The organism is Devosia sp. (assembly GCF_014860165.1).
GTDB lineage: Bacteria > Pseudomonadota > Alphaproteobacteria > Rhizobiales > Devosiaceae > Devosia.
Window position 1 is genome coordinate 75,169 of sequence record NZ_JACZKG010000071.1, and the last position, 11,698, is coordinate 86,866.

Sequence of the window (11,698 nt, forward strand, 5' to 3'; positions counted from 1 at the left end):
GTGGACCACCCACGGACCCCTCCCTCAGGGGGGAGGGAGGCGACAAACGCACCTTCGAGGCCGTCTCAGCCCATCCCGTCCTGCGGGCTGACCACCCGCTCGACCACCACTTCCACATCCATGCCCAGATAGTCGTCCTTCTGGCCGATGAAGGTGCCGGCAATGGGGATGGCCTGGCGCGGTTCGCGCGCAACACCGACGCGGATCAGGTCGCGCGTGCCGATAATGCCATTGGTCGGGTCGAACTCGACCCAGCCCGCGCCGGGCAGATAGACCTGGCACCAGGCATGGGTGGCGCCGCCGCCGCGGTGATTGCCGTCGCGGGCGGGGGAATAGAGATAGCCGGTGACGAAGCGGGCGGCGAGGCCCAGCGAGCGCACCGCCTCGATCATCAGCAGGGCGAAGTCGCGGCACGTCCCCTGGCGCAGCGCCAGGGTCTGGCTGGGCCGCTGCGTCCCCGGATCGTGGCGGCGGAGATATTTGAAGCTCTCCTTGATGCCCATGGTGATATTGGCCAGCAGGTGCCCGGTATTGGTGACGCCGCGCGGATCGAGGAACCGCCGCGCCCAGGCGTCGACCTCGATCTCATCAGGGAACTGCCGCCGCAGGTTGGGCGAAAGATCGATGGCATCAACATCGCCATAGCTGAAGGGGTAGCTCTTGACGCGTTCGTCGATCTCGAAGGCCGGCGTCAGCTCCGGCGTATGGTCGAGCACCATATTGGCCACGATATGGAGTTCCTCGCCCGGCTGGTCGAATCCGGCAATCGCGATGCCGTTGCCAAAGACGTCATGGATCCAGCGCAGCGAGGCCGGCCTGGGGCGGATGGCAAGGCCAAAGCTCTCGAGCGTCTGCTCCATGCTGTCGCGCGGCCGCAGCAGCATGCGATGCTCGCCGAACCGGACCGGCCGCGAATAGCGGTAAACCGTCTCGTGCCGCACCTGGAGCAGGGTCACGAGACGACCGTGATCTTTTCGGCGGCGCGGGTAATGCCGGTATAGAGCCAGCGCGCCCGCTCCTCGCGGAACACGAAGCTTTCGTCGAACAGATAGACATTGTCCCACTGGCTGCCCTGCGCCTTGTGGACGGTGAGGCAATAGCCGAAGGTGAACTCGTCGAACTGGCGGCGCTCCGGCCAGCCCATGGCATCTTCCTCGCCCGAGAAGAACGCCTTGTGGGTCAGCACCTTGGCCTCGCCCTTGCCCTCGTCCGCGCCCAGCAGCAGTGAATATTTGCCGTTGGAGCGCTTGGTGACTTCGGTGACGATCCAGATCTGCCCATTGAGCAGCTTCTTGCGCGGATTGTTTCTGAGGCACACCATGCGGTCACCCTCCACCGGCTCATGGAAGGGCAGGCCCTTCAGCTCGCGCAACCGGTCATTATACTGCAGCCGCGTCTTGTTGCGCCCCACCAGCACCTGGTCGGCTTCCAGCACCGCATTGCGGTCGACATTATCGCGCCCCACCACGACGGATTCACCATAGGTGCCGCGTTCGAGATAGCCGCCTTCGCGCACCTGCATGGAGAGGTGGATGATCGGGTTGTCGGCCGCCTGGCGATGGATTTCGGTCAGCATGATATCGGGCTCGTCGGCAGTGAAGAAGCCGGCGCCCTGCACCGGCGGCAGCTGGAACGGATCGCCCAGCACCAGCACCTTGACCCCGAAACTGAGCAAATCCTTGCCCAGCTGCTCGTCCACCATCGACACTTCGTCGATGACGATGAGATCGGCATCGGCGGCCGGGCTTTCATCGTCGAGCACGAAGCGCGGCTCGCCCTCCTTCTCGCTGACCAGCGTATAGATCAGGCTGTGGATGGTCTGCGCGCCCTTGCAGCCGCGCTTGCGCATCACCAGGGCCGCCTTGCCGGTAAAGGCGGCATATTTGACCGAGCGGACATCCTGCGCCAGATGCACGGCCAGCGTCGACTTGCCGGTGCCGGCCCAGCCGAACAGGCGGAACACCTGCGGCCCGTTCTTGTCCTTGAGCCAATTGGACACGGCGACCAGCGCCGCATCCTGCTGGGGTGACCAGACCGGCATCAGAAGATGCGCGTCCGGACCGTGCCGACGCCCTCGATGCGACCCTCGAGCACGTCGCCCTTGACCACGGCGCCAACCCCGGCCGGTGTGCCGGTCATGATGATGTCGCCGGCCCTGAGGGTCACGAATTGACTGAGATAGGCTATGGTATCGGCAGCGCCCCAGATCTGGTCGGCCAGGTCGCCGCGCTGGCGCTCCACCCCGTTGACCGAGAGCGTGATGGCGCCCCGGTCGGGGTGACCAATGGCGCTGGCCGGCTCGATCGTGCCTGTTGGCGCCGAAGCATCGAAGCCCTTGGCCATGTCCCAGGGGCGCCCGGCCTTCTTGGCCGCCGCCTGCAGGTCGCGCCGGGTCATGTCGAGGCCGGCGGCATAGCCATAGACGTGGGTAAGCGCATCTTCAGCGGCGATATCGGCGCCATCCTTGCCGATGGCCACGACCAGCTCGATCTCGTGGTGGAAGTCGTTCGTCTGCGGTGGATAGGGAATGTCGGCGCCGCCCACCACGATGGCATCGGCCGGCTTGCCGAAGAAGAAGGGCGGATCGCGCGTGTCATTGCCCATCTCGACCACATGCTCGGCATAGTTGCGGCCCACGCAATAGACGCGGCGCACCGCGAACAACCCGCCCCGCGCGATGGGAATGGTTGTGGGACTATGCGGAGCAAACAAAAAATCAGCCACGCTTGAACTCCTCGGCATAGGGCCCGATCAGGTCGAGGTCGATCTTGCCCAGCCGGTCCTGTGCGGTGAAGCTCTGGTGCCAATAGGGATAGAGCAGCGGCGGCTGGCTGATCGCATCGAGCCGCGCCCGCTCGTCGGCGCTCAGCCTGAGTTCGGCCGCCGCCAGGTTGTCTTCGAACTGCGCCAGGCTGCGGCCGCCAATGATGACCGAGGTCACCCCCGGCCGCCCCAGCAGCCAGGCCAGGGCCACCTGCGCGCCGGAAACGCCGCGCTTCTCGGCCACATCAACGATGACATCGATAATGTCGTAGAGCCTGTCCCAGTCATGGACCGGCGGCTCGCGATGGCCACCGACATGCCGCCCCGATTGCGGCCCGCCATCGCGGCGATACTTGCCCGATAGCAGCCCACCGGCCAGCGGCGACCAGATCAGGATGCCCAGGCCCTGGTCCTGGCTGATTGGCACCAGTTCATATTCAGCTTCGCGCGAATGCAGCGTATAATGGATCTGCTGGCTGACGAAGCGCTCGCCCTGCCGCGCCCCGGCGGCGGCCAGCGCCTTGCTGATATGCCAGCCCGAATAGTTGGAGCAGCCGATATAGCGGACCCTGCCTGATTTCACGAGCGTATCGAGCGCCGCCATCGTCTCCTCGATCGGCGTCTGCCCATCCCATTCATGCACCTGGTAGAGGTCGATGACGTCGGTCTTGAGCCGTTTGAGGCTGGCTTCTGCCTGGGCGATGATGTGATGGCGGCTGAGCCCGGCCTCATTGGGACCATCGCCCATCCTGAACCGCACCTTGGTGGCAACCAGCGTCTTCTGCCGGCGGCCATTCTCGGCCAGCGCCACCCCGATCATCTCCTCGGAAACGCCGGCATTGTAGACATTGGCGGTGTCGAGCAGGTTGATCCCGGCATCGAGGCACAGATCGATCTGCCTGTTGGCATCTGCCTGTTCGGTGTGGCCGACCCTTTCCGAGCCGCCGAAGGTCATGGTGCCCATGGTGAGCGTGGAGACCTTGAGGCCGGAGCGGCCCAGATAACGGTATTCCATCGCCATTCCTCGTTTGTTCCAGCGCGATAGCGCTAAAGCGCATTGAGAGTCGGGTCAATCTCTTCACCGCTCCCCCCAAGGACGAGGTGAGAAAGTGACATGGTATGGCGAACCCTGCTACAGCACCGCCGTCTTCACGAAAGCCCATCCCTTGCGGCCGCAATCCGTCGTTCTTTCCGTCACGCTTGTCACGCTGGGCATGGTCTTCACCCAGACCGGGGCCTCCTTCGCCAAGGGCCTGTTCCCGCTGGTGGGCGCCGCCGGCGCCACGACCCTGCGGCTGACGCTGGCCGCCATTGTGCTGCTCGTCATCTTCCAGCCCTGGCGGCAGCGGCTCGATATCAGGCAGTGGCGCGCCGTGCTGATGTATGGCGGCGCCATGGGGGCGATGAACCTTTTCTTCTACGCGGCGCTGGCCACCATTCCCCTGGGCGTGGCCGTGGCGCTCGAATTCACCGGGCCGCTGGCCGTGGCTCTGGCCGGCTCGCGCAAACCGCTCGACTTCGCCTGGATCGTGCTGGCCGTGGCGGGTCTGGTCTTGCTGCTGCCGCTCGGGCAATCGACCGGCGAAATCGGCCTTTCCGGCGTGCTGTTCGCTTTGGCCGCGGGCGCCTGCTGGGCCGGCTACATCATCTTCGGCCAGCGCGCCGGCAGCGGCGGCGGGCCGCATATCACGGCGCTGGGGGTCTCGGTGGCCGCCATCATCGCCCTGCCCTTCGGCGTCGCGACGGCAGGCACGGCTTTGCTCGATCCGGCCATCCTGCCCATTGCGCTGGGGGTCGCCCTGCTGTCGAGCGCCATCCCCTACGCGCTCGACATGGTGGCCCTGCCCCATATCCCCTCGCGGCTCTTCGGCATCCTGATGAGCGGCCAGCCGGCGCTGGGGGCGCTGTCGGGCTTCCTGATTTTGCGTGAGACGCTGACCATCTGGCAGCTTGCCGGCATTGCGGCGGTGATCGTCGCCTCGCTCGGCGCCACGGTGACGATTGCGCGGAACACCCCACCGCCAGTGGCTTGATCCTGACGGCCACCGGACCCGGCTCCCTCTCCCCTCCGAAGCGAGGTAAGAAAACCCTTCACCCGCCGTCTGTTTTGGGCATAGTCGCTCGTCATGTTCATGATGAGAGATGTTGAAAATGCTTTATGCCGTCCTCTGCTACAATGATGAAAACGCCGTCGCCACCTGGACCAAGGAGGAGGACGATGCGGTCATGGCCCGTCTTGGCAAGGTCGAAGACGCCATGAAGGCCAAGGGCAAGCTCGGCCCGGTCGCGCGCCTGCTGCCGACCACCTCGGCCACCACCCTGCGCAAGAATTCCGGCGAGCCGCTCATCATCGACGGCCCCTTTGCCGAGACGAAGGAACAGTTCCTCGGCTTCTACACGGTCGATTGCGACTCGCTCGAGGAGGCCATCCAGTTCGCCAAGGACCTTGCGGTGGCCAATCCGGGTCTGGGCTCCTACGAAATCCGTCCCGTGGCCGTCTTCCATCCCAGTGAGCTTGGCTGATGGTCGACAACGCCTGGATAGCAGCGGCCCTCATGGCCGCCCGACCCCAGGCGCTGAGCGCCCTGCTGCGCTATTTCCGCAATCTCGACACCGCCGAGGAGGCCTTCCAGGAAGCGAGCCTGCGCGCGGTTCGGACCTGGCCGGTCAAGGGTCCGCCGCGCGACACCGTTGCCTGGCTGGTCTTCGTCGGGCGCAATTGCGGCATCGATGCCGTGCGCCGGACGCGCAACAATGTCGCCCTGCCCTCCGAGGCGCATCTGTCCGACACGGGCGACGCCGAGGCCGATATTGCCGAGCGGCTGGACGGATCGCATTATCGCGACGACATCCTGCGGCTGCTGTTCATCTGCTGCCACCCGGACCTGCCCTCCAACCAGCAGATTGCCCTGGCCTTGCGTATCGTCGCCGGCCTGCCCTTGCGCCAGATCGCCCGGGCATTTCTCGTCGGCGAAGCCGCCATGGAACAGCGCATTACCCGTGCCAAGGCCCGCATATCAGCCAATCCCGTGCCCTTCGATGCGCCCGATGCCGACAACAGGCTACAGCGGCTCGGCACCGTGGCGATGATGCTCTATCTCGTCTTCAACGAAGGCTATTCGCGTGGCCATTCCGACCCCGACGCGGCCAGGCTCTGCGACGAGGCCATCCGCCTGACCCGGCTCTTGCTGCGCCTCTTCCCCACCGAGCCCGAAATCATGGGCCTGCTCGCCCTGATGCTGCTGCAGCACGCCCGCCACCGGGCGCGCCTCGATGCCGAAGGGCAGATCGTGCTGCTGGAGGATCAGGATCGGCGCCTCTGGGACGGACCGATGCTGGCCGAAGGGCGGGCCCTGGTGGAAAAGGCGCTGCGCCACCAGGCGCCGGGCACCTATCAGGTGCAGGCCGCCATCGCTGCCCAGCATTCCCGCGCCAAGCGCGCCGCCGATACCGATTGGGGCGCTATCGACCGGCTCTACCAGACGCTCGAAATGCTGCAGCCTTCGCCTGTCGTGACGCTCAACCGCGCCGTGGCACTGAGCAAGGCCCGCGGCCCCGCCGCCGCCCTGGCTCTGGTCATGCAGCTGGGCGAAAAACTCGATGGCTACTTCTACTATCACGGCGTGCGCGGTGGCCTTTTGCTGCAACTGGGCGACGCTGCGGGCGCCCGCGAGGCCTTCAATCGCGCCATTGCGCTGGCCGGCTCGCCCGCCGAGGCGGCCCATATCCGGCTGCATCTCGACCGCCTGGGAACCGTGCCGGCGCTGCCACCCGCCCTGTCGGCCAAATAGTCGACAGTAGTCGGTCGAACTGGCGCGCCGCCGCTCGTCGTGCTTGCATGGCCAACAGAGGAGACCAGCCATGACCCAGTTTCGTCCCCAGGGCGGCGTGACGCCCTATCTCAATGTCGATGGCGCCCGCAAGGCGCTCGACTTCTACAAGACTGCCTTCGCCGGCATCGAGCGCGAAGCCATTCCTGCCGAAAACAGCGACAAGCTGATGCACAGCCAGATCGACATCAATGGCAGCCCGGTCTTCGTCTGCGACTTCTTTCCCGATTATGGCTTTGCCCCCGTCGCCCCGCAGGGCTTCAACATGCATATCCATGTCGATGACGCGCAAACGTGGTGGGACCGCGCCGTTGCCGCCGGCTGCGAGATCACCTCGCCGCTCAAGACCGAATTCTGGGGCGACATCTACGGCCAGCTCAAGGACCCGTTCGGCGTGACCTGGGCGATCGGCCAGAGCGTGAAGCAGGACTGATCGGCACTCTCGCCGGTGTTCTCCCCTCTCCCCTTTGCGGGAGAGGGTGGTTTTCCGCGTCCAGCGGAAAACCGGGTGAGGGGGTTGGCACTGCAGCTTCGGCATGCCCCCTCATCCGCCCTTCGGGCAACTTATCCGGCGAGGGGAGTAGGCGAAGGAGCCGGGAAACTCTGCTAAGCCCTTCATTCACCCCTTCGCGCTAACCTCACCCCATGGCCGCCGACAATCTGAAAACCTACCGCGCCAAACGCGATTTCCAGCGCACCAGCGAGCCCGCCGGCACGGTGGGCAGCGGCAGCAATCGCTTCGTCGTGCACAAGCATCATGCGACCTCGGACCACTATGACCTGCGCCTCGAACTCGATGGCGTGCTCAAAAGCTGGGCCGTGCCCAAGGGCCCCTCGCTCAACCCGGCCGACAAGCGCTTCGCTGCCGCGACCGAGGATCATCCCATCGAGTATATCGATTTCGAGGGCGTCATTCCCGAAGGCGAATATGGCGGCGGGCCGATGATCGTCTGGGATACCGGCACCTGGGCGCCGATGGGCGATCCACATGAGGATTTGAAGAAGGGTGCCTTCAAGTTCCGCCTGGTCGGCGAAAAGCTGCGCGGCGGCTGGATGCTGGCCCGGCTCAAGGGCAAGCCCGAGGACAAGGGCAAGGAGGGCTGGATCCTGTTCAAGGAACGGGACACCTCAATGAGTACCGAGATCGACATCCTCGAAACCCGCCCTGAAAGCGTCAAGACCGGCCGGCGCATCGAGGAACTGGTGGCCCCACCGCCACCGCCGCTCAAGAAGACCACCCGGCCGCAGCCGGGGAAACTGACCGGTGCCGTAAAGGCCGTACTGCCCCCGACCATGGAGCTGCAGCTCGCCTCGCCAGCCGAAAAAGTGCCGCGCGTCGATGCCGGCTATCTGCACGAGATCAAGTTCGACGGCTACCGCACCCTCGCCTTCCTCGATGGCGGCGCCACGCGCCTCATCACCCGCGGCGGGCTCGACTGGACCAAGCGCTATGGCGACCTGCCGGATGCCTTTGCCGAACTGAACTGCAAGACCGCCATCATCGATGGCGAGATCGTCGTGCTCGACAGCAAGGGCATCAGCCGCTTCGGCATGCTGCAGGATGCGCTTTCCGCCGGCGCCGGCAACAAGCTGGTCTTCTATGCCTTCGACCTCCTCCATCTCGATGGCTGGGACCTGCGTTCCGTGCCGCTGCTCAAGCGCAAGGGCCTCTTGGCGCAACTGCTGTCGGGCCATGTGACGCCGCGCTCGGCCATCCAATATTCCGACCATGTCGAAGGCGATGGCCAGCCGCTGCTCGACCACGCCTCCGAACTGGGGCTCGAAGGCATCGTCAGCAAGCGCGCCGACGGCAAATACACCGCCGGGCGCTCGTCCACCTGGCTCAAGATCAAGGCGCTCAAGACCGGCGATTTCGTCATCGCCGGCTATAGCGAGAGTGCCGCCAATGGCGGCATCGGCGCGCTGGCCATGGGCGAATGGGTCGAGGGCGAGCTGGTCTATCGCGGCAAGGTCGGTACCGGCTTCGATGCCGCGACGATGAAATCGCTGGTCAATCGCCTTGCGCAACTGCGCATCGACGACAAGCTCGATGGTGCGCCCAAGGAGATCATCGCAGTCCGGCCCATCCTCACCGGCCGGGTGCAATATGCCACCATGACCACGGACGGCATGCTGCGCCATGCCGTGTTCAAGGGCCTGCGGCAGGCCGAGTTGACCACCCCCATGGCAACCCCGGTCAGGCGCATCATCTCCGACGCGGACCTCGCCGGCATCTGGGTGACCAATCCGACCCGCCGCCTGTTCGGCAAGTCCGGGCCGACCAAGCTCGATATCGCGGTCTATTACGCCGCCGTGGGCGACTACATACTGCCGCACCTGTTCAACCGCCCGGTCTCGCTGTTTCGCTGCCCCACTGGCAAGCCGCATGACTGCTTCTTCCAGCGGCATCCCTTCACCGGCATGCCGACGACACTCAAGAGCTTCGAAACGCAGAATTCGGAGGGCGAGAAGCAGGTCTATATCTCGGTCGAGGACGCCAAGGGCTATCTGGCGCTCGCCCAGTTCGGCGTCATCGAGTTTCATGCCTGGGGCACCCATGTGGCCCATATCGACAAGCCCGACCGGGTGATCTTCGACCTCGATCCGGGCGAAGGCGTGCAATGGCGCGACGTGGTCAATGCCGCCGTCCACCTGCGCGGCGAACTGGAAGGTATGGGGTTCAAGCCGTTCGTGAAGACCTCCGGCGGCCGGGGCGTGCACATCGTGGTGCCCACGACCAAGAAACTCACCTGGAAGCAGGCTCACGCCGCCTGCGCCACCATCGCCGTGGCCTTGGCCAGGACCGGGCGCGATACGTTTACCACCACCATGGGCGAGCAGAACCGCAAGGGCCGCATCTTCATCGACTATCACCGCAATGCCCGCAGCGCGACGGCGGTGGCGGCGTATTCGCTGCGCGCCCGGCCGCATCTGCCGGCCTCCACGCCAATAGACTGGCGCGATCTGGAGTCCATCGACTCTCCCGAGGACCTGAATTATTCTACGCTTCCGGGTTTATTAACCACGACGGGCGACCCCTGGGCCGACATTAACGAGTCAGCACGGGATCTGGCGCCATGAATGACTGTTGTTTGCGATTAGTGTTTGCGTAGGAGGCGACAATGGCACCCAGAGCAAGTTGGAAGGGCCACATCCGGCTGAGCCTGGTGAGCTGCGCGGTCAAGATGTTCCCGGCCACATCGACGTCGGAACGCATCAGCTTCAACCAGCTGCACAAGGACACGCATAACCGCATCAACATGAAGCCGGTCGATCCCGAACTGGGCCTAGTCGAACGAAGCGACCTGGTGCGCGGCTACGAATACGAAGACAAGCAGTATATCATCATCGAGGATTCTGACCTCGAGGCCGTCCGCATCGAATCCAACCACACGCTCAATATCGAAGCCTTTGTCGATGAGAGCGAAGTGGATGTGATCTACCAGGACGCCCCTTATTACCTGGCCCCCGATGGCGCCATGGCGGAGGAAACCTTCGTCGTGCTGCGCGAAGCCATGCGCAAATCCGGCAAGGTCGCCATCGCCCGCCTGGTGCTCTCAAGCCGCGAGCGCGTCGTCACCATCGGCGCCCGCGACAACGGCATGTTCGTCACCACGCTGCGCAATCCCAACGAGGTGCGCGGAACCGCGGAATATTTTGGCAATATTCCGGTCGGCAATCCGGAGCCGGAAATGCTCGACCTGGCGCAGAAGCTGATCGAGCAGAAGGTCACCCATTTCGACCCCAAGGCCTATGAAGACCGCTACGAAGTGGCGCTGATGTCGATGATCAAGGAAAAGCTCAAGGGCCATAAACCGATCATTGCAGCGGCGCCCGAACGCGGTAATGTCATCAACCTGATGGATGCGCTCAAGGCCAGCCTGGGCGAGGCCAAGCCGGCCGCCCCCAGCAAGGCCAAGGCACCGGCCGCACCCAAGGAATCCGCCGCGAAGGCATCGCTCAAGGCCGCATTGGAAGCATCCAAGGCGGCAGCACCAAAGGCGGCAGCAAAGAAGAAGGCCTAAACCATGCGAGCAGGCGGGGAGAGCTACGGCGTCATCGGCGCCCTGCAGGCCTTCCCGCTCCGCCTCGCCACCCGCCGCGTCCAGGCGCTCGGTGGGCGGCTGCACCGCAACATGACCCGCGGTACCACCGCCGTTGTGCTGGGCCGCAAGCTGCTTGCCAGCAAATCGCAAGAATTCATCGAGCAGGCTTGCGGCAAAGCCCGGGCAAGCAACATCCCCCTGTTGAGCGAAAACGGCTTCCTGCGCCTCCTCCGCACCCTGCCCCCGGTCGCCACCGCCAACATCACCCGCCAGTCCATGCTCGACCAGTCCCGCCTCGATGGCGACACGCTGGACCTGCTGGCACTGTTCGACGCCTTCGAACACCATGCCGAGCCCTTCTCCTTCCGCGACGTGATCCTCGCGAAAAAATACGCCGGGCTGGTGGCGTCAGGCGCCAGCTGGAGCGCCATTGCCAAGGCCGTGCACCAGATCGGTCCGGTCGGCTCGCTCACCGCCTTGACCCTCCAATCGGAAGGCCCGGCCCGCATCGTCGCCAGGGATGCGCACTCCCTCGCCGAACTCGATGGCCAGCGCTTGTTGCCGCTGCCTGAGATCGAGGAAGACGCCGAGGACTATTTCGGGCTGGCCGAAGCCGCCGAGGCGACTGAACTTTTCGCTGAAGCCGCAACACTTTACGAGCATTGTGCAGCGATCGACCCCACCGACGCCGTGGCCGCCTTCAATTTCGGCAACTGCCTGCGGGCGCTTGGCAATCTCGGCGAGGCCGCGACGGCCTACATTACCGCGATCAAGCGCGACCCTGATTTTGTCGAAGCCTGGTTCAACCATGGCGGCATATTGCGCGACATGGGCCGCATCGACGCCGCACGTTGGCATCTGGGTCAGGCCGTGGCGCTCGACCCCAGCTATGCCGACGCCATCTACAACCTCGCCGCGCTCGAATATGACGCGCACGACCTGGCGGCGGCGCGCGGATGGTGGCTGCGCTATCTGGAGCTCGACGGCAGCTCGGACTGGGCCCGCCGTGCCCGCGCTGGTGTCGGGCTGGCCAATCGGATGCTCAACAAGGTCGGATAG

At 64.9% G+C, this 11,698-nt stretch carries 11 protein-coding genes; 7 read left to right on the forward strand and 4 right to left on the reverse strand.

Annotation, left to right across the window (positions count from 1 at the left end):
* Positions 1–65: 65 nt before the first annotated feature.
* The 4 genes from IH615_RS17670 to IH615_RS17685 are packed head-to-tail and all read right to left on the reverse strand — an operon-like array spanning position 66 to position 3,778.
* On the reverse strand, positions 66–956 hold the full coding sequence (locus tag IH615_RS17670) for a transglutaminase family protein (protein WP_291363920.1): 891 nt from the start codon (positions 954–956) through the stop codon (positions 66–68).
* Positions 953–2,041: an AAA family ATPase gene (locus IH615_RS17675; RefSeq protein WP_291363922.1), complete on the reverse strand. Its 1,089-nt coding sequence runs from the start codon at positions 2,039–2,041 to the stop codon at positions 953–955. Before IH615_RS17675 ends, IH615_RS17670 begins: the two co-directional genes overlap by 4 nt.
* Complete coding sequence (locus tag IH615_RS17680) at positions 2,041–2,724, reverse strand: fumarylacetoacetate hydrolase family protein (RefSeq protein WP_291363924.1); 684 nt, start codon at positions 2,722–2,724, stop codon at positions 2,041–2,043. The genes IH615_RS17675 and IH615_RS17680 overlap by 1 nt, the downstream gene beginning before the upstream one ends.
* A complete protein-coding gene (locus IH615_RS17685) occupies positions 2,717–3,778 on the reverse strand; it encodes an aldo/keto reductase (RefSeq protein ID WP_291363926.1) in 1,062 nt (353 codons plus the stop codon). The genes IH615_RS17680 and IH615_RS17685 overlap by 8 nt, the downstream gene beginning before the upstream one ends.
* 94 nt (positions 3,779–3,872) lie before the next feature.
* Between IH615_RS17685 and IH615_RS17690 the strand changes: the two genes are divergently transcribed.
* From IH615_RS17690 to IH615_RS17720, 7 genes are all read left to right on the forward strand, one after another.
* Positions 3,873–4,796 (forward strand): EamA family transporter, encoded by a 924-nt coding sequence (locus tag IH615_RS17690; protein ID WP_291363928.1) that lies wholly within the window; start codon positions 3,873–3,875, stop codon positions 4,794–4,796.
* 118 nt (positions 4,797–4,914) lie between these two features.
* Positions 4,915–5,286: a YciI family protein gene (locus IH615_RS17695; protein WP_291363930.1), complete on the forward strand. Its 372-nt coding sequence runs from the start codon at positions 4,915–4,917 to the stop codon at positions 5,284–5,286.
* Positions 5,286–6,554, forward strand: coding sequence for an RNA polymerase sigma factor (locus tag IH615_RS17700; protein ID WP_291363932.1), 1,269 nt, complete (start codon positions 5,286–5,288; stop codon positions 6,552–6,554). Before IH615_RS17695 ends, IH615_RS17700 begins: the two co-directional genes overlap by 1 nt.
* Before the next feature lie 70 nt (positions 6,555–6,624).
* Entirely contained in the window at positions 6,625–7,026 is a 402-nt protein-coding gene (locus IH615_RS17705) for a VOC family protein (RefSeq protein WP_291363933.1), read from the forward strand.
* Between the two features lie 212 nt (positions 7,027–7,238).
* Positions 7,239–9,674: a DNA ligase D gene (gene ligD, locus IH615_RS17710; RefSeq protein ID WP_291363934.1), complete on the forward strand. Its 2,436-nt coding sequence runs from the start codon at positions 7,239–7,241 to the stop codon at positions 9,672–9,674.
* A gap of 41 nt (positions 9,675–9,715) precedes the next feature.
* Complete coding sequence (locus IH615_RS17715) at positions 9,716–10,618, forward strand: Ku protein (RefSeq protein WP_291363936.1); 903 nt, start codon at positions 9,716–9,718, stop codon at positions 10,616–10,618.
* Between the two features lie 3 nt (positions 10,619–10,621).
* Positions 10,622–11,698 (forward strand): tetratricopeptide repeat protein, encoded by a 1,077-nt coding sequence (locus IH615_RS17720; RefSeq protein ID WP_291363938.1) that lies wholly within the window; start codon positions 10,622–10,624, stop codon positions 11,696–11,698.

Excerpts from the sequence above, each read along its gene's own strand:
- IH615_RS17715 (WP_291363936.1), top strand. The coding sequence starts at position 9,716 with ATGGCACCCAGAGCAAGTTGGAAGGGCCACATCCGGCTGAGCCTGGTG.
- ligD (WP_291363934.1), top strand. The coding sequence starts at position 7,239 with ATGGCCGCCGACAATCTGAAAACCTACCGCGCCAAACGCGATTTCCAG.
- IH615_RS17700 (WP_291363932.1), top strand. The coding sequence starts at position 5,286 with ATGGTCGACAACGCCTGGATAGCAGCGGCCCTCATGGCCGCCCGACCC.
- IH615_RS17705 (WP_291363933.1), top strand. The coding sequence starts at position 6,625 with ATGACCCAGTTTCGTCCCCAGGGCGGCGTGACGCCCTATCTCAATGTC.
- IH615_RS17685 (WP_291363926.1), bottom strand. The coding sequence starts at position 3,778 with ATGGAATACCGTTATCTGGGCCGCTCCGGCCTCAAGGTCTCCACGCTC.
- IH615_RS17720 (WP_291363938.1), top strand. The coding sequence starts at position 10,622 with ATGCGAGCAGGCGGGGAGAGCTACGGCGTCATCGGCGCCCTGCAGGCC.
- IH615_RS17675 (WP_291363922.1), bottom strand. The coding sequence starts at position 2,041 with ATGCCGGTCTGGTCACCCCAGCAGGATGCGGCGCTGGTCGCCGTGTCC.
- IH615_RS17695 (WP_291363930.1), top strand. The coding sequence starts at position 4,915 with ATGCTTTATGCCGTCCTCTGCTACAATGATGAAAACGCCGTCGCCACC.